This is a genomic window from Prosthecobacter sp., from assembly GCF_014879935.1.
Classification (GTDB): Bacteria; Verrucomicrobiota; Verrucomicrobiia; order Verrucomicrobiales; family Verrucomicrobiaceae; genus Prosthecobacter.
The window spans coordinates 1-16,386 of the sequence record NZ_JACSRD010000105.1 but is presented as its reverse complement, the minus strand read 5'-3'; the positions used below and the strand labels follow the sequence as shown (position 1 = coordinate 16,386).

At 62.3% G+C, this 16,386-nt stretch carries 14 protein-coding genes; 6 read left to right on the top strand and 8 right to left on the bottom strand.

Annotated elements, in window-relative coordinates; translation table 11 throughout:
• Positions 1-9: 9 nt before the first annotated feature.
• The 3 genes from phoU to IAE77_RS06740 are packed head-to-tail and all read right to left on the bottom strand — an operon-like array spanning position 10 to position 2,741.
• Positions 10-711: a phosphate signaling complex protein PhoU gene (gene phoU / locus IAE77_RS06750; RefSeq protein WP_294223697.1), complete on the bottom strand. Its 702-nt coding sequence runs from the start codon at positions 709-711 to the stop codon at positions 10-12.
• Positions 712-741: 30 nt separating this feature from the next.
• The gene (locus tag IAE77_RS06745) at positions 742-1,614 is read right to left on the bottom strand and encodes a UDP-2,3-diacylglucosamine diphosphatase (protein WP_294223694.1); all 873 of its coding nucleotides are present in this window, start codon (positions 1,612-1,614) and stop codon (positions 742-744) included.
• Entirely contained in the window at positions 1,614-2,741 is a 1,128-nt protein-coding gene (locus tag IAE77_RS06740; RefSeq protein WP_294223692.1) for a glycosyltransferase family 1 protein, read from the bottom strand. The genes IAE77_RS06745 and IAE77_RS06740 overlap by 1 nt, the downstream gene beginning before the upstream one ends.
• A gap of 178 nt (positions 2,742-2,919) precedes the next feature.
• Here IAE77_RS06740 and IAE77_RS06735 point away from each other — a divergent pair, with 178 nt between their 5' ends.
• The 4 genes from IAE77_RS06735 to moaC are packed head-to-tail and all read left to right on the top strand — an operon-like array spanning position 2,920 to position 6,372.
• The gene (locus IAE77_RS06735) at positions 2,920-3,615 is read left to right on the top strand and encodes a response regulator transcription factor (RefSeq protein WP_294223689.1); all 696 of its coding nucleotides are present in this window, start codon (positions 2,920-2,922) and stop codon (positions 3,613-3,615) included.
• Positions 3,612-4,868, top strand: a complete 1,257-nt coding sequence (locus tag IAE77_RS06730; protein ID WP_294223686.1) for an ATP-binding protein — start codon at positions 3,612-3,614, stop codon at positions 4,866-4,868. The genes IAE77_RS06735 and IAE77_RS06730 overlap by 4 nt, the downstream gene beginning before the upstream one ends.
• 52 nt (positions 4,869-4,920) lie before the next feature.
• Complete coding sequence (moaA, locus tag IAE77_RS06725; RefSeq protein WP_294223683.1) at positions 4,921-5,919, top strand: GTP 3',8-cyclase MoaA; 999 nt, start codon at positions 4,921-4,923, stop codon at positions 5,917-5,919.
• A gap of 6 nt (positions 5,920-5,925) precedes the next feature.
• Positions 5,926-6,372: a cyclic pyranopterin monophosphate synthase MoaC gene (gene moaC, locus IAE77_RS06720; protein ID WP_294223680.1), complete on the top strand. Its 447-nt coding sequence runs from the start codon at positions 5,926-5,928 to the stop codon at positions 6,370-6,372.
• A gap of 78 nt (positions 6,373-6,450) precedes the next feature.
• Here moaC and IAE77_RS06715 read toward each other — a convergent pair whose 3' ends face one another.
• From IAE77_RS06715 to IAE77_RS06695, 5 genes are all read right to left on the bottom strand, one after another.
• Entirely contained in the window at positions 6,451-7,758 is a 1,308-nt protein-coding gene (locus IAE77_RS06715; RefSeq protein ID WP_294223678.1) for a DUF1501 domain-containing protein, read from the bottom strand.
• 33 nt (positions 7,759-7,791) lie between these two features.
• Positions 7,792-10,275, bottom strand: a complete 2,484-nt coding sequence (locus IAE77_RS06710; protein ID WP_294223675.1) for a DUF1549 domain-containing protein — start codon at positions 10,273-10,275, stop codon at positions 7,792-7,794.
• 138 nt (positions 10,276-10,413) lie between these two features.
• Positions 10,414-11,148, bottom strand: a complete 735-nt coding sequence (locus IAE77_RS06705; RefSeq protein WP_294223673.1) for a PEP-CTERM sorting domain-containing protein — start codon at positions 11,146-11,148, stop codon at positions 10,414-10,416.
• 224 nt (positions 11,149-11,372) lie between these two features.
• Positions 11,373-13,571, bottom strand: coding sequence for a sulfatase (locus tag IAE77_RS06700; protein ID WP_294223670.1), 2,199 nt, complete (start codon positions 13,569-13,571; stop codon positions 11,373-11,375).
• A 90-nt stretch (positions 13,572-13,661) separates the two neighbouring features.
• A complete protein-coding gene (locus IAE77_RS06695) occupies positions 13,662-14,261 on the bottom strand; it encodes a L,D-transpeptidase (RefSeq protein WP_294223667.1) in 600 nt (199 codons plus the stop codon).
• Between the two features lie 113 nt (positions 14,262-14,374).
• Between IAE77_RS06695 and IAE77_RS06690 the strand changes: the two genes are divergently transcribed.
• Both IAE77_RS06690 and IAE77_RS06685 read left to right on the top strand, forming a co-directional pair.
• The gene (locus tag IAE77_RS06690; RefSeq protein ID WP_294223665.1) at positions 14,375-16,141 is read left to right on the top strand and encodes a hypothetical protein; all 1,767 of its coding nucleotides are present in this window, start codon (positions 14,375-14,377) and stop codon (positions 16,139-16,141) included.
• Positions 16,142-16,156: 15 nt separating this feature from the next.
• Positions 16,157-16,386 (top strand): hypothetical protein (locus tag IAE77_RS06685; protein ID WP_294223663.1); only part of this gene is annotated, 230 nt, incomplete at its 3' end.

Here is a 16,386-nt window from a genome sequence, read left to right as displayed (position 1 = left end):
GCGTGGGCCTCAAGCGGTGACGGGCGCCGTGGCCTCGGCGCGTTTGTCCTTGCTGAAGCGGATGTCCTCCGCACGCTCGATGAAGATGGTGTCCTCGCAGATGTTCTTGGCGTGGTCGCCGACACGTTCGAGGAAGCGGGCGACGAAGATGAGATGGATGTAGCCTTCGAGCTCCGAGTGATGCGACTCCATGACGGAGATGAGCTCACGATCGAGCGCCTTCTCGGCGGCATCGAGTTCCTTGTCGAGCAGACGTGCGGCAGCGGCGGCATCCGGATCGGCGTTGAGGAAGGCCTGGAGGCTGGCGTCGAGATTGCGGTCGCAAAGCGAGTAAACCGGCTGGATGAGCTTCACCTCGGCGAACTCGGGCAGGTTGTTGATGAGGCGGGCGCGTTTGGCGATGCTGGAGGCCTGGTCAGCGATGCGTTCGAGATTGTTGGCGACGCGGATGGTACCCATGACCACGCGCAGATCGTGCGCGGTGGGCTGGAACTTCACGAGGATCTGCATGCCGAGCTTGTCCACGGCCTTCTCCAGCTCGTTCACATCCTGGTCGGCGGCGATGGCGGCATTGCAGAGATCCGTGTCGCGTTCCAAGAGCCCGCGCATGGCGCTGGCGAGGTTTTTGCGCGCCATGCTGGACATGGCGAGCACATCCTGACGAAGCCGGCCGAGCGAGTGATTGAAGGTGGACAAGATGTGTTCTTGCATGAGCTAGAATGACCCAGTGTGACGGTTTTGCTACATTGGAATTGAGGAAGATTCAGGCGGGAAATGTTCATCGCCATCATCACCGGTTCCGGCCGTGCCTTTCGGATCGCGATGGGTGAGGCGGCAGAACTCCTCGTAGCTGAGGATCTCGAAGTCACCGGCGAGTGTCTCGACGGCTGCGGTCATGGACTCGACCCAGTCACCGGAGTTCACGTAGTGCGTGGTGCCGATCATCTTGTTGTCCGCCTTGTGGATGTGGCCGCAGATGATGCCCTTGCAGTTGCGCTGGCGGGCGAGGCTCTGGAGCTGCTCCTCATACTTCCCGGCGGCACCGACGGCGGACTTCACCTTCTGCTTCACCCAGGCGCTGAAGGAGAAGGGCGGCTTCCCGCGCCAGACGCGCCAGGCGTTGTAGATGCGGTTGATACGGAGGAGGAAGTTGTAGCCGAAGCCGCCGAGGCGGGCGAGCCAGGCGTGATTGGTGGTGACGGCGTCGAAGCCATCGCCATGGACGACGAGGTAGTCGCCGGAAGGGGTCTTGTGAATGTGCTCGTCGGTGATGACGAAGGAGCCGAAGCGGATCGGGATGAAACGGTCGAGGATGTCGTCGTGGTTGCCCCGCAGGTAGATGATCTGCGTGCTCTCCTTCTCCATCTTGCGCAGGACGGTGCGGAGGAAGTTGGTGTGGCCGTTGTTCCAGCCGCCGAGGCGGCGGAGGTGCCAGGCGTCGATGATGTCGCCATTGAGCACGAGCTTGTCGCAGAGGCAGTTGCGCAGGAAGTGCGCGGCCTGGGCGGCCTTGCTGTCCGGCATGCCGAGATGGACATCGGAGATGAAGATGGTCTTGAAACGCAGCTTCGCCTTGCCTGTGGCGGGGTTCAGCACTGGAGATTCATCATTCATCACTGCGGGAGCGCCGGTCCGTGCCTCACGGCCGCCAGCTCGTTTTCAAACTGCTCAATCACACGTTCCCAGCCAAGATCAAACGCCGTTTGACGTGCGGCGGCACGGAGGGCGGAGTCATTCCACGAGGACGCGGCGGCACGTACCTGCTCCAGGTAGGCGTTTTCGTCACCGAAGGGTGCCAGCCAGCCGTTTTCACCGCCACGGATCAGCAGACGCGGGGCCGCGTAGTCGAAGGCGACGACGCCGAGGCCTGCGGCCATGCCTTCCAGCACCACATTGCCGAAGGTCTCGCTGATGCTGGGAAAGAGAAACACATCGGCCGAGGCGTAGTGCGCCGCGAGGTCCTCCCCGCTGCGTGAACCGGCGTAGAGGAAGCCTGGATGCTCCTCCTTGAGCGCTGCGAGCCGTGGACCATCGCCCACAAAGACCATGCGGGCGTGAGACTGCACCTGCTGGAAGGCCGCAAAGGCACGCACGGCGAGCGCGAGATTCTTTTCCGCGGCGATCCGGCCGACGTAGATGGCGACGGGCGTCGAATCGTCCGCGCCCCAGGTCTTGCGCAGTTCAGGATCACGACGCGACGGCTGGAACAGCTCCGTATCCACACCACGCCCCATGACGCCGACGTTTTGAATGCCCCAGCGCTCCAGCATGGTGGCGGTGTCGGCGGATGGGGTGAGGGTGCGTGCGGTTTGATTGTGAATGGCCCGCAAGACGCCCTGCGCCACGGTTTCCATCCCGGGAAGATGGTAGTCTTCGAGGTAGGTCTGGAAGTTCGTGTGAAAGCCGGAGACGACCGGCACCCGACGTCTGGCGGCGGCCCGGATGGCGGCGATGCCCAGGACCGCCTCGGTGGCGACGTAGAGGACATCCGGCCGGAAATGATCCAGGATCTCCAGCATCTGCCGCAGCGAGGCAAACCCCATCCGCAGGCCGGGGTAGCCGGGCAGCGGCATGGAGTGCATCACCTCGCGTCGCAAACCACCCGGCGCGGTGGCTTCGACGGTGGTGACGACTTTGACCTCGTGGCCCCGGCGTTCCAAGCCCTCGCCCAGGGTGCTGAGCGTGCGTGCGACGCCGTTGATGTCCGGCGGGAAGGTGTCGGTGACGATGATGACCCTCATGGGATGGACCTAGGATGGTCTGCCTCATAAACGTCGTTCGCCCCCCTGTCCAAGCCGGCCTAAGTGACGAATGCGTCACAAACGGCGGGGAATCGTGCCGCAAGGAGGTTGCTATGTGACATCTTCGTCACCATGATGCGTTTGCCCAGGGAGCAGCCCCGTCACAGAACACCGGTTCATGAGCAAGATCTTGATTGTTGAGGACGAATCGGACATTTCCGATCTCATCACGCTGCATCTGACGCGCGAAGGGCATGAAACGCACTGTGTGGCCAACGGATTGCAAGTGCAGCCGGCGGCGGTCGAGCAGCAGCCCGATCTCATCGTCCTGGACATGATGCTGCCCGGACTCGACGGCGGGCAGGTCTTCAAAAGGCTGCGTGCCGACACGCGCACGACGCACATCCCGATCATCATTCTGACCGCGAAAAGCCAGGTGGTGGACAAGATCGCCGGCCTGGAGCTGGGCGCCGATGATTACCTGACGAAACCTTTCAGCCCGCGGGAGCTCTACCTCCGCATCAGCGCCATCCTGCGCCGGGTGAAGAAGGTGACGCACGTGTCCGAGGTCAGACGCGGCCGTTTCCTGATCGACCGCAAGAGCATGAAGGTGTACCTGGATGGCAGTCCGCTTGACCTGACCACGACCGAGTTCAAACTGCTGACCACGCTGATGGAAAACGACACTGCCGTACACACACGCGCCGACCTGCTGCGGGAGGTCTGGGGCTACAACTCGGACGTGGCCACCCGCACGCTGGACACGCACGTCAAGCGCCTGCGGGAGAAGCTGGGCGCGGCAGGCAGCCACATCGTGACCGTGCGCGGGACAGGCTTCCAGTTTGATTCGAATCCTCCGGGATTGCCTGCATGACCGCCTTCAGCCTTTTTCTCCTTCTGCTGCTGATCCTCGGCGCCGTCCTCTGGACGCGGCGCGAGCGACAATGGCAGAAGCGATGGGAGGGCGTGGCGAAGACTCTGGGAATGCGGGCCCGTGACGCAGACCAACTGCCAGCGCAGGCGGCGGCGGTGTGGCTGGCGAAGGAAAAAGCCGAGCAGCAATCCGAGCAGCGGCGGATCTTTGAGTCTTTGCTGGATGAGATCAGCCAGGGCCTGGTGCTGCTGGATGAGGAGCAGCGGATCCGCTATGCGAACCGGACCTTCGGCCGGCTGCTGCACCGGCAGGTGATCCGCACCGGGCGGGCGCTGATCGAGGAGGCGCGGGATCATCAACTGGCCGATCTGGTGCAGGAGGCGCTGGCCGAAAAGCGCCACGCCACACGCCGGATCCAGATCCTGCCGGGTAATGTCGGTGCCGGAACGGACCTGGGCGGCCGGCATTTCCTGATCGAGGCGGCTCCCCTGCCCGCTGACGTCGGCGGTGGTGCGTGGTTAATGATCCAGGACATCACGGAATCTGCGATGACGGAGCAAATCCGCCGGGATTTCGTCGCCAACGCGTCCCATGAGCTGCGCACGCCCCTGACCCTGATCAATGGCTACATCGAGATGCTGCAAGAGGATGCCGCGAAGGGACCGGCGACGATGAAACGCAGCCTCGACATCATGGAGAAGCACGGGAAGCGCATCGCCCGGATCATCGAGGACATGCTGGCGATCTCGCGACTGGAAGACACGGCGACGCCTTTGAACATGGAGCCTTTCAATGTGCGGGCCTGTGCACAGGATGCCGCCGATCACCTCGCGCCGATGCTGGAGGGCCGCGACGCCCGGATCGAGTTCGCCTTCCCCAAGGATGGCGGGAAGCTGCTGGGAGATCGTTTTTACTGGGACCAGGTCTTCACCAACCTGGTCGAAAACTCGATCAAGGAAAACTCGCGGCCGGGGCTCGTCATCCGCATCTCCGGCGAGTGGGATGACGAAGGCTGCACGCTGAAGGTGACGGACAACGGCATCGGCATCCCCGCCCACGACCTGCCGTTTGTGTTCAAACGCTTCTATCGGGGCAACAAGCACCACTCATCGCAGATCAAGGGCACCGGCCTGGGCCTGTCCATCGTGAAACGTGCCGTGGAAGCCCATGGCGGGACGATCGAACTGACCAGCACGCCAGGCATCGAGACGACCTTCAAGATGCGAGTTCCATCGCGGCATACGAAGGCTTGAGCACAGACGTAGAATGTGGTTAGAGGACGGCCCAGCCCGCCCCCCTTGCCCTGTGGAAGACCTTTTCGGCCATCGCATCTCCTACCTGCGCGTCTCCGTCACCGACCGGTGCAACGAACGCTGCCGTTACTGCATGCCGGAGGAGGAGCAGGCGTGGTTCGCGAAGGAGGAAACACTCTCCTACGATGAAATGGTCCGCGTGGTGAGGATCGGGGCCACACTTGGCATCAAACGGATCCGCGTCACGGGCGGCGAACCGCTCACGCGGCCTGGAATCGCCGGCTTTTGCGCAGAGCTGACCCAGATCCCGGGAATCGAGAGCGTCGGCATCTCCACCAACGGAACCCTGCTCGCGAAGGTCGAAAACGGACGCACGCTGGCCGAGCAGCTCGCCGCAGCCGGCGTCCGCACGGCCAACGTCTCCCTCGACTCGCTCGATCGTGACGTCTATCAGCGCACCACCAGCCGTGACCTGCTGCCCCGTGTCCTGAGCGGCATCGACGCGGCGATCGACGCCGGATTTGACTCGATCCGGCTAAATTGCGTGCTGATGAAGAATCAGACCGAACGCGAACTGCCGGCACTGATCGATTACGCCGCGAAAAAGAACGCGCTGCTGCGGTTCATCGAGTTGATGCCGGTCAGCACGCAGGAAGTGCTCAGCGACGACAACTTCCTGGCCATCGCCACGGCCAGACAACTGGTCGAACAAACCACCGGCCCGCTGATTGAGGAGCCGGACTTCAAGACCAACGGCCCTGCCGTTTATCATCGCATCCCGGCCACGGGTCAGCGCATCGGCTTCATCGGGGCGATGACGAACCTGCATTTCTGCGAGAACTGCAACAAGCTGCGGCTGACCAGTGACGGCAAGCTGCGCCCCTGCCTGGGCAGCTATCTGGAATTCGACCTCCGCAGCGTGCTGCGTGGAGGATGCAGCGACGCCGAACTGGCGGCCTTCTTCCAGAACGTGGTGGCCCGGAAGCCGAAGGAGCACGACTTTCGGCACAACTACCAGCCCAACCGCCGCATGATCGCCATCGGTGGCTGAACACGCATGTCCAAGCTCACCCATCTCAATCGCAAAGGCAAAGCTGCCATGGTGGATGTCTCCGCCAAGCCGCCGCTGCGTCGTGAAGCCGTCGCGGAAGGCCGCATCATGCTCGCGGCGGCCACGCTGGATCTGATTCGCAAAAATCAGGTCAAAAAGGGCGACGTTCTCAGCATCGCGCGCATCGCCGGCATCCAGGCCGCCAAGCAGACGCAGCACCTGATTCCGCTCTGCCATCAGATTCCGCTCAGCAAGGTGCAGCTCGACTTCGAATTGCGGCCCAAAGCGGTGCAAATCACCGCCACGGCGGTGACCGTCGCGCAGACCGGTGTCGAAATGGAGGCCCTCACAGCCGTCTCGGTGGCTGCTTTGACGATCTACGACATGTGCAAGGCCGCGGACAAGAAGATGCGCATCGAGGGCATCCGTCTGGTGAAGAAAACGAAAGGCTGACTCTCGCCGCCAAACAAAAAAAACACGCGATGCCGGTGAAGCATCGCGTGTCTCGTAAGTCTATGCAGTCTCCGGCGCTTACGCGAACACGGAGGTGAGCGGCTGGCCTTTGTCAGCGATGGTGAACGGACGCTTGCTGGGGCTGTAGATGACCTGGTCAAGCGGCAAGCCGAGTGCGTAGGCGATCGTGGCGTTGAAGTCCTGGATCTTGACCTTGTCCTCGACCACTTCGCGACCTTCCTTGTCGGTCTTGCCATAGACGAAGCCGCCTTTGACGCCGCCACCGAACATGACGCCGGAGAAGGCCTTCGGGTAGTGATCGCGGCCGACATTCTGGTTGATGTCAGGCGTGCGGCCGAACTCCGTGGTGACAACGACGAGCGTGTCCTTCAGCAGGCCGCGGTTGTGGAGGTCGCCAAGCAGGGCGGACAGGCCCTTGTCGAGCGTTTCGCAGCGCTCGGGCACGGAGACGAAGTTCGCATTGTGCGTGTCCCAGCCGCCGAGGGAAACTTCGACGAAACGGACACCGCGTTCCACCAGACGACGGGCCAGGAGGCAGCCCTGGCCGAAGGCCTCACGGCCATAAGCGGCACGCACGTCGGCAGGCTCGTCTGAAAGCTCAAAGGCCTTCAAATCCTCGGATTTCATCATCGCGATCGCATCATCATACATGTCGGCGTAGGCCTTGACGTTGCGATGCGGGAAGGTGGTGCGGAAGTCCTTGTCCAGCTCGTCAGCCAAGGCCATGCGGGCCTTGAATTTGTCCTCGGAAACGCTGGATTTGATGTTCTTGAGGCCGTTTTCCGGATTGCTGACGAACAACGGGGCCTGCGCGGCCGGGAAGAAGCCCGCGCCGGGGTGGCGGCTGTCGTTGCCGATGTAAACAAAGTTCGGGAGCGTGCTGTTGCCGCCGCCCTGGAACACGTTGAGCCAGGCGCCCATCGCGGGATGGCGGATCGTGCCGCGCAACTCGTAGCTGGTGTGCATCATGTAATTCCCCTGCTCGTGGGCGCCCTGCGTGGAGCTGAGGGAGTTCACGATGGTGCCGTGATGCATCTGTTTCGCGGTGAGCGGCAGGTATTCGGAGATGCGGACGCCATCGGCGCTGGTCTGGATCGGCTTGGTCGGACCGGCGGTTTCCACGCCTTCCTTCACATCCCAGGTGTCCATGTGCGACTGGCCGCCGCTCATGTAGAGGAAGATGACGTTCTTGGCGGTGGCGGCCTGCTTCAGTTTCGAGGAGCCTTCAAAAGCCGCGAAGCTCTTGCTGGTCATCGAGTGGCCAAGAAGACCGACCCCGAGGAGTGAGGACGCGGTCTTGGCGGCGAAGTCACGGCGCGTGATTTCGCCGGAGCGGAGGAGTTGGGTGGCGAGTTCGTGCTTCATGGCGTTGGGCGTGTTGTTGGTGTTTTGATGGTCTTACTGGATGAAAATGAACTGCTGGGTGTTCAGGAGGGAGAACACGAGGTCTTCCATGTTGGTGAGCCCGCCGTCCTGCGCCTTGAGCCAGGCTTCCTTCTCGCGATCCGTGGGCTTGCGTGAAAGAACGGTCCTGTAGATGGCCTCGACCTTGTCATCAGGATACTGAGCCTTGTTCACAGTGAGCATGAGCTGGCTGTGTCGGCTGAGGATCTGCGGGAGGAGCTGGCCGTTCATCATGGCCAGTGCCTGGGGCACGCTGGCCTCGTTGTTGGCGTTCTCGATGGTCTCGCGGTCGCTCTGGCCGAACTCGCGCAGGTAGTGGCCGCGCGGAGCGGGGCTTTCCAGCTCAGCGGCCCGGAGCCAGTTGCGGTTCACCCCTTCACGATCGCGGTAGTAGTTGCGGCGTTCCTTCTCGGGAATGCCATAGAAGTCGGCCTCCTCGGTCAGCGCGGCGCGGACCTTCTCGGACACCGCCTGCTTTTCCTCCGGAGTCAGCTCCTTGCGATCATATCCAGGCACGTTGACGCGCTCCGTGCGGACGCCAGTGGATGTCATCATCATTTCTCCGCCACTCATCATCGCGGGAGCAGCACCGTCAGCGCCACCTTTGGTGTTCAAGGCCACGGTCTGGTAGGGCTTGCCAGTCACTTTTTCATACAGCTTCTTCTGCCCCACGTTGATCACCTCGGCATAGGTCACGCGGCGGCCTTCATTTTGGATCCGGTTCACCTCCGAGCGGATGGCGTCGGACTTGGCCTTCAATTCCTTCGCCTTGGCCATGGCGGCGTCCTGCTCCGGTCCGGGCTTCATGGCATCCGCCTTCTCCTGCATCTCGCGTGCGGCGCTGCGGGCCTCCGCATACAGCTTCTGCTGCTTCTCCGTGCGTTCGCGGTTGGTGCCGTAGATCGTGGCCGATTTTTTCAGCCCCTCCAAGGCTTCCTCTGGTGACAGAGAATCCACCCCGTCGGCGATCTTCTTGGCCTGCAGGATGCGCTGCTCCATGGCGTCACGGCTGGTCTGATTGATCATGTCCGGATTCGGATTGATCAGCGTGACGAACGAATCCCACATCTGCTCCGCGCTCATGCGGCGCAGAAGAGGACCGGTGAAATGATACGGATTGCCCGGAGCGTATTCGTCGCGGGTGACCTGGGCCTGATAGGCCTTGGTGTTGTAGAGCACACGGAGGAAGTCCTTCATGTCGTATTTGAGGTCCACGATCAGCTTCTCGATGTGTTTCTCCATTTCGGGAATCATCGGAACCGAGGTGTCCATGAGCTCGTCGAGAGGCTCGATGAGAGCGAGGCCGAACACACGCTTCCAGAGGCGGTTGGCGATCACGGTGCTGAAACGTGGGTTTTCAGCGCTGGTCATCCAACGCGCATAGGCCTGGAGGGGCGTTTCGCCCGTCAGGCAGTTGCTCTCATGGCCCATCATCGTGCCTGGGGAGACGGCGGAACGCGGCTTTGCGTCCGAGTACTGATAATCATGCGGCAACGTGAGCTTCGTGTCACGCATGCTGACGCTGGTGTAGCGCATCGTGTCGCGGACATCGTTCATGGCCTCCTGATAGCCGCGTTGTTCCTTCCGCAGCTTGTCCTGCACCTCGCGGCGCTTCTGCTGCACGTCCTTCATCTCGGCCTCGTACTTCTTGTAGGCGTCGGCGTAGGTCTTCTCGGCGGCGGCACGCTCCTCTTTCGTCATTTTGCCGGAGATCTTTGGCCGCTGCGGACGCTGCGGCTCCTTGATCGCGGCACGGGCTTCACTCTCTTGTTCGCGGAGCAGATCACGCACATCCCCCATCACTCCGCCGTTGTAGTCCTGGGTCTGCACGTTGTAGGTGAACGCCGCCATCTTGAAGAACTGCATCTGCGTCCACTTGTCGAACGGATGGTTGTGGCACTGGGCGCACTCGATGCGGGTGCCCAGGAACACGCGCACCGTGTTCGCCATGTTGTCGAGCGGCATTCCGCGATCACGCATGTAGTAACCGATGGCGCCGTTGTCCCAGGCCTTGCCTTGCGCCGCGACCATCTCGCGCACGAACTGGTCGTAAGGCTTGTTTTCGCGAAGGCTCTGCTTCACGAAGCTGGCGTAGGCGGCGCCGGTGATGGCTCCTGTCTGGTTGCCGTTGGAGGTCACCCGCAGAACGTCAGCCCAGTAGTTGAAGAAATGCTGCACGTAAGCTTCCGAGGACAGCAGCTTGTCGATCAACTTGCCACGCTTGCCGGCATCCTTGCTGGCGAGGAATTCGTCCGCCTCGCGGGTGGTCGGAATGCGTCCGATGATGTCCAGGTAGATGCGGCGGACGAATGTTGTGTCATCCGTCGCAGGATTGCCCTGCAGCTTGTTCGCCGCCCAATCTTTGGCCAGGATGGCGTCAATATGCCGGGCAGCTGACGCGGTGTCTGTTTTGCCCGCGGCTTGCGCAGAAGAGAGCGAGCAAACGACAAGAAGAGAGTAGAAAGAGAGGGGCCTCATGGCGGCTCAAACGGCCTCACGCACGGCACTTTTTCACAATCTGTATAAAATACCCAGCAATCGGGGGCCAGCCTGATCCCAAAAAAGAAGGGCCGCAGATCTCCCTGCGGCCCCTCCCAGATGAAGAATCGGAACGTTTTATGCCCGGTTTCTGCGGCGCAAAAGCAGCGCCAGCCCCGCAGCCGCCACCAGCACCGCACCGCCAGGCTCGGGGATCGGTGCGCACGTGCCATTGAGGGTCAGATTATCGAGGTAGAGAGAGCCGCCATCCGCTCCCCAGGCATAGATCTCGACGTGAAACTGCTTTCCAGAGGTGTCGATCCCTGTGGGCAGCGGGGCCACGTCAATGGGGAAATCGAGGGTGCGTGAAGTCCAGACACCGACGTCCGTGAGCGCGATCGGACCGGTGGAACTGTATTGAATCGCACCGGCGGAGTCTTCCCAGAAGATGGTGGCCTGGATGGAGTCGGCCGAGCTGGGGTTCGGACGCATCCAATCAAACGACACGCCCGAAATGTTCGCGATGGCGTCGGGACTGACGGAGACATCAAACGACAGGGTTCCCGGCACCGAACTGAAGTCATTCCGCGCGAACGAGTAGTCGTAGGCGGTGTCCCACCCGCTGAAATTGCGGAACTGGCTGCCGTCAGGTCCGCACTGCTCCAATTGCTGGCACAGGCGGTTCAACGTCACGTCGGTCGCGCATACGCAGGGCGAAACGAAGGCGGGAACGTTCGGCGAGTCGTTGCAGATCAGCTTGTTGAAGTCATACAGCACGAGAACGTTCTCGAGCGAATCTCCAGCGTGCCCTGCAGCAAGCAGAGGGCAGGCCAGCGTGAGCGCGGCAATCGCATTGCGGAGGCGGGTCTTCATAAGAGTGGGGCGGTTTGGCAAACTCAGGAGTCAAAAACGCGATGCTTCTAGTTTTTGATGCCTTTGCTGATGAGTATGCGCCGCCACAACAGGCCACTCAATTTCAGAAATGTAAGTTTTCTCAAAGCTGCCGCTCATTCCTGATTTTAAACCACGCCAAACCACCGCAATTGAGTGGTGCGTGGCACCCGCGTGATCGGCCGCAAACAAGCCCGCTCAGATCGTCACGGCTTTGCCGCCGCCTTCAGCGTCTCCTCACCGAGGATCCCGTAGATCTCGTGAGTCGTGCTCTGAGCCCGGGTCTCCCGCCAATGATCAAGCGCCGCGGCAAGACGTGCCCTCACGTCTGGATACAGCTCTTTGACGTCACGTTCACAGTGAGGGTCATTGCGCAGATCGAACAGCCTTTCGATCGAATGGCGAACGCCGGGCGTCCGGATGTATTTAAAGCGCTCGGTGCGCACACAGTGCTCCTTCGTCTTCAGCACCGCGTCCTGAAACTTGTCCTTGAGGACAAAGTGGAAGTCGAAATCAGGATCGATGAACGTCGTCTCGTCCATCGGCGGGATGAAGAGAGGCTCCTCCCCGGGAATTTTCCGCCGGAAGAACAGGTAGCTCGTCTCTCCGAAGAAGGCGAGGCCCAGGCTCTCTTTCTCGCCGCGGATCAGCGGAGCAAGGCTGGTGCCTTCAAACCGCCGGTCGGCGGGCACATTCACCAGATCCAGCAGCGTCGGCACGAAATCAATCGTCCGGGAGATTCCTGCATGCTTCTGCGGCTCCTTCAGACCTGGAACATGAAGAATGGCCGGCACATGATTGGCCTGGTCACCACCATTGAACGTCGTGCCGTGTCCAAACGTGCAATTCGGCTCAAACAGGTCATCGCCATGGTCTCCGGTGACCAGCACGATGGTGTCATCCATCAGGCCTTGTCTCTCCAGTTCCGCCATCACGCGGCCCACCGAGTCGTCAAACATCCGCACACAGCCGTCATAGAGCGCGGTGATCTGCGCCACCTCCTCGGGCGGCAGCTTGCTCCATTTGTCATTGATGTCCGTGTTGCCGATGAATTCGTCCACGTTCAGCGCCAGCTCATGCTTGTGCGGGCCGTCGTACTTCGGGTCCGTCCACAGCTTCGCGTAATGCGTCGGCGTCTTGTAGGGCAGATGCGTGCAGGAGTAGTAGCCGAAAAGCAGGAAGGGCTTGCCATCCTGAGCCCTTTGTTTCAGCCGGTCGATCACCTGGTCCGTCACCACCTCAGGCGTCATGTAGTTCGCGAACGACTTCAGCTTCGGGAACAGCATGTGGCCCACGCGGTTGTCAAAGAACAGCGGCAGGATCTGGTGATGCAGAAACACCACCTCGCTCATGTAAACGCGGAAGTTGTCAAAGTCGGAGACGATGATGTCCTTGAAGCCCATCGGCAGCTCGTTGAAGCCGCACGCGCACCAGTCACCGATCACCGCCGTGTCGTAGCCATGCTGCTGGAGCGTGGCCCCCAGGGATGGCGCCTCCTTGTTCGCCCGGTCCACCATCGCCCGGTTCGGGAACATGTGCCGCACGCCATGCGTGTGCGGATACTGCGACGAAAACAGACTCGTCAGCGACTCCAGTGTCGATGCGATGGGCGTCAGGCAGCGTTGGAAGTTCACGCCATTCGCCGCGATGCGGTCGATATTGGGCGAAGTGGCGCGATGATACCCGTTGCAGGACAAATGATCGCCCCGCAGCGAGTCCGAGCCCAGGATCAGGATGTTCTTCGGCCGCTTCTTCGTCCCGGCCAGCTCCTCATCCACGCCGGGAGCCCTGGCACCTCCATAACCGCTCACCACCAGCAGGCCCAGCACGCCGCCCACAGCCGCCATGCTGAAAAGCAGCGGACGCGCCGCCCGCGTGAACCAGCTCCGCAGTTCAAACAGGTAGAAGCCGGCCGCCGCCGCGATCGCCACCGTGGGAAACACCTGCACGATCAGCCCATGCACAGCATCCTGCACCCGCGTGCCGCACCCCCGGCCCAGCGCGTCATACCACCCCAGCAGGTAGCTGTAATCACCGAAGTACGGCTTCTCCAGCATCAGCTTGAAGATGAAGAAACCATACAGCAGCGCCGCGAACAGCAGCGTCAGCCACACCACGCTTTTCCGCGTCAGGGACCACACCTGCCCCCACAGCCGCACCAGCGGATAAATCATCCCCACATAGCCTGCGGCCACCAGCACATACCCTTTCAGCACCACGAAATTGCTCCACACCAGATACCACCAGTGGTGCTGCAGGGCCACCTCCGAGAACCGGTTGTTAAAGCCGTAGGAGTTCCCCGCGAAGCTCAGGATCGCACTCACATACCACGCCACCAGCGTGCCGAACACCGTCAATGACACGGTCTTCAAAATCTGGCGGCGTTTCAGGACACTCGGAGTCATTCGGGAGGCGGCAGCCAGGGGCTGCCGCCACTCCATATCCCCGCTGCACGGCCACATCAAGCCGCAAGCCATTCAGCCAGCGACACCACCTCAGTCCGGCAACGCCTCTGGCGCTGGCAGCTTTCCAGCCACGATGTCCACCCGCGCCCCCGGCTTCAGCCAGTGGCACAGCGCGATGATGTCCGCCGAACCCATCCGCACGCAGCCGAACGACACCGGCGTCTTCAGCTTCGATTCCTCCGGCGTTCCGTGAATGTAGATCAACCGCTCCAGCGTCCGCGCATTGCGACGCTCCATCCCGCGCAGCCGCACCACCCGCGTCACGATCGGATCCCGCCCCGGTGCCTCCAGCGGCACGACCTCCCCGGTCGGCTGCCGTGCTTTTAACTTCGCACCGGCGGGCAGTCCCTGCCCGATCACCTCCACCACCTCCAGCCACCCCAGCGGTGTTTTGAACGACCGCGGCTTGTCACCCGTGCCAAACTTCGACGTGCTCACCGGGTAGATCTTCTTCGGCATCTCCCGGTCAAACGTCACCATCATCTGATCCTTCACGCTCACCACCAGCCGCTGCGTTGTCGGCACCTTTGCCCGCCGCACCTCCTCGACAGGAGCCGTCTGCTGGCAGGAAGCCAGCCCCACGGCCAGCAGCGGCAGCCATCGGGCCATCACGGCAGCGAGATCACACATGCGCCGCAGAATACCGGAGCGGGCACGGCCGGATCAAGCTTTTGCGCGAGCTGCCGCGTCTCCCGGGCTGCTTTTGTCTTGTCTTGAAATCACCGATGCGCTTTACCCGGCGCATGATCAATCCAGCCACCGTCATTTTCGCCATCCAGGCAGGCATCAAGCTGGCAAACCGGGTGCAGCAGATCGTCATCGACCGCACCCACGAGCACGCCGCCTCCCTGCCCGTCGGCGACCTCGTGGGCGATGAACTGGAGTCCGCCGCCATCGACTACTTCCGCGACCACAAAGAATTGCGCGCCCCAGGGGCCGCCTTCGCCTGGGTGCAGAGCAAGGAGGACAAGGTCAGCGCCTATCGCACCCTCATGAACATCCAGGAAAGCAACTCCCAGGATGCCCTCACCATCATCCAGCAGCTCAAAGGCCTCGACCAGCTCAAGGACGGCTTCGGCTCCCGCCCCGCCCTCCAGCGCGTCATCGGTCTCGTCGCTGAGATCGGCATCGACTACTTTGCCCTCAATCCCGACAAACTCGGCGGCAGCAACGGCACGCGTCAGGTCCTCGCCTCGTTCATCAGCCAGCTCGATGACGTCAGCTTCTCTGACAGCACGCCCAAAGACCTCCTCCACGACGTCCTGCACGCCTCCATCCGCACGCTCCAGGACCATGTCAGCCTGCTCGATGACGACCGCCGCCTCCAGACCCTCGTCGGCGGCATCACCCAGTCGCTTCTCGACGACTACGAAGCCCTCACCTCCGTCGCCGCCCGCGACCGCCGGGGCACGCTCATCAAACGCATCGCCTCCAGCGTCGTCCGGGGTGGAGCCTCCGCCTTCACCGGGAACCTCGATCTCTTCATGCCCGATGACCCCAAGGCCAAGCCCCTGGTCAAACAAACCCTCTCCGGCCTCATCGCCGGCATCAGTGGCAAAGAAGACCTCTTCACCAACGAATCCCTCGAACTCATCTACAAAAGCGCCCTCACCGCCGTCGCTGAAAACAGCACGGTCTTCACCGACGACAAACTCCTCGCCGCCTTCATCAGCAGCACCGTCGGCGCTCTCTCCACCGCCCAGGCGGGCAAGGTCTTCGGCCGCGAAACCGTCTCCGCAGTCGTTCAAAGCGCCCTGGAAGTCGTCACGGAAAACATCGAGACCCTCGTCCCCGCCGACTCCCCTCAGAAGCAAATACTCGCCGACACCATCACCGCCATCGCCAACGGCCTCGGCAAACGCCTCGCAGGCGATGCCACCGCGCGCGACCTGCTCTCGAAGCGGCAGTTGGTCGAGCTCACCCGGTTCGCCTTCGCCGAGGTCGCGAAACACCCCGAGCAGCTCCTCCACAGCGTTGATGACGACGAGGTGAAGACCGTGCTCGCCCAGATCATCGGCTCCACCGCCAAAGCCCTCGGCGACAATCCCGCCCGGCTCGTCACGGGCGAAGGCTTCCTCACCCTCGTCCGCTCCGCCGTCAGCACCGGCGTCCTCAATGCCGACAAACTGCTCAAGCTCGACACCAGCAACGTCCGCGACAACGTCCTCTTCCAGGTCACCCAGCAGGCCGCCGAGGCCGTGCTCGCCCACCCCGACCCGCGTCGCCTCATGAGTCGCGATGTCTTTGTCGCCACCGTCACCGGCATCCTGCCCGTCGTTTCCGCCAATCTCGACGGCCTCCTGGGCTCCAGCGTCAAAAAACCCGTCAGGGCCACCCTCACCGCCGCACTCGACCTCGCCTCCGACACGCTGCAAAACCGCGTCAATGGTGCCACCCTGCCCGTCCTGGTCGAAAAACTCCTCCTCCAGGTCCTGCAGGAAGAGCTCTCGCCCGCCGACAGCGCCGCGCTGCTCAGCTCCGCCCGCATCATCCTCAAAAACATCGCCTGAAACCCGCCCCACCCCATGAACTCCCGCCGCCTCTCCTTCCTCGCCCGCCTCCTGCTGCCCGTCCTCCTGCTCGGCTGCGCTCAGATCCAGCCGGTCCTCGACCTTCAGCAGGTCCAGACCCAGTTCGACGCCGCCGTGCAGCAGGACAACCTCGCCACCGTCGGCGGCTCCGGCGCCGGTGACTACGCCCGCATTCTCGCCTCCCTCGATGCCGCCCAGATCGAAAAACTGCCCGACGCCCAGCT

Excerpts from the sequence above, each read along its gene's own strand:
- phoU (WP_294223697.1), bottom strand. The coding sequence starts at position 711 with ATGCAAGAACACATCTTGTCCACCTTCAATCACTCGCTCGGCCGGCTT.
- IAE77_RS06745 (WP_294223694.1), bottom strand. The coding sequence starts at position 1,614 with ATGAATGATGAATCTCCAGTGCTGAACCCCGCCACAGGCAAGGCGAAG.
- IAE77_RS06740 (WP_294223692.1), bottom strand. The coding sequence starts at position 2,741 with ATGAGGGTCATCATCGTCACCGACACCTTCCCGCCGGACATCAACGGC.
- IAE77_RS06735 (WP_294223689.1), top strand. The coding sequence starts at position 2,920 with ATGAGCAAGATCTTGATTGTTGAGGACGAATCGGACATTTCCGATCTC.
- IAE77_RS06730 (WP_294223686.1), top strand. The coding sequence starts at position 3,612 with ATGACCGCCTTCAGCCTTTTTCTCCTTCTGCTGCTGATCCTCGGCGCC.
- moaC (WP_294223680.1), top strand. The coding sequence starts at position 5,926 with ATGTCCAAGCTCACCCATCTCAATCGCAAAGGCAAAGCTGCCATGGTG.
- IAE77_RS06715 (WP_294223678.1), bottom strand. The coding sequence starts at position 7,758 with ATGAAGCACGAACTCGCCACCCAACTCCTCCGCTCCGGCGAAATCACG.
- IAE77_RS06710 (WP_294223675.1), bottom strand. The coding sequence starts at position 10,275 with ATGAGGCCCCTCTCTTTCTACTCTCTTCTTGTCGTTTGCTCGCTCTCT.
- IAE77_RS06705 (WP_294223673.1), bottom strand. The coding sequence starts at position 11,148 with ATGAAGACCCGCCTCCGCAATGCGATTGCCGCGCTCACGCTGGCCTGC.
- IAE77_RS06700 (WP_294223670.1), bottom strand. The coding sequence starts at position 13,571 with ATGACTCCGAGTGTCCTGAAACGCCGCCAGATTTTGAAGACCGTGTCA.
- IAE77_RS06695 (WP_294223667.1), bottom strand. The coding sequence starts at position 14,261 with ATGTGTGATCTCGCTGCCGTGATGGCCCGATGGCTGCCGCTGCTGGCC.
- IAE77_RS06690 (WP_294223665.1), top strand. The coding sequence starts at position 14,375 with ATGATCAATCCAGCCACCGTCATTTTCGCCATCCAGGCAGGCATCAAG.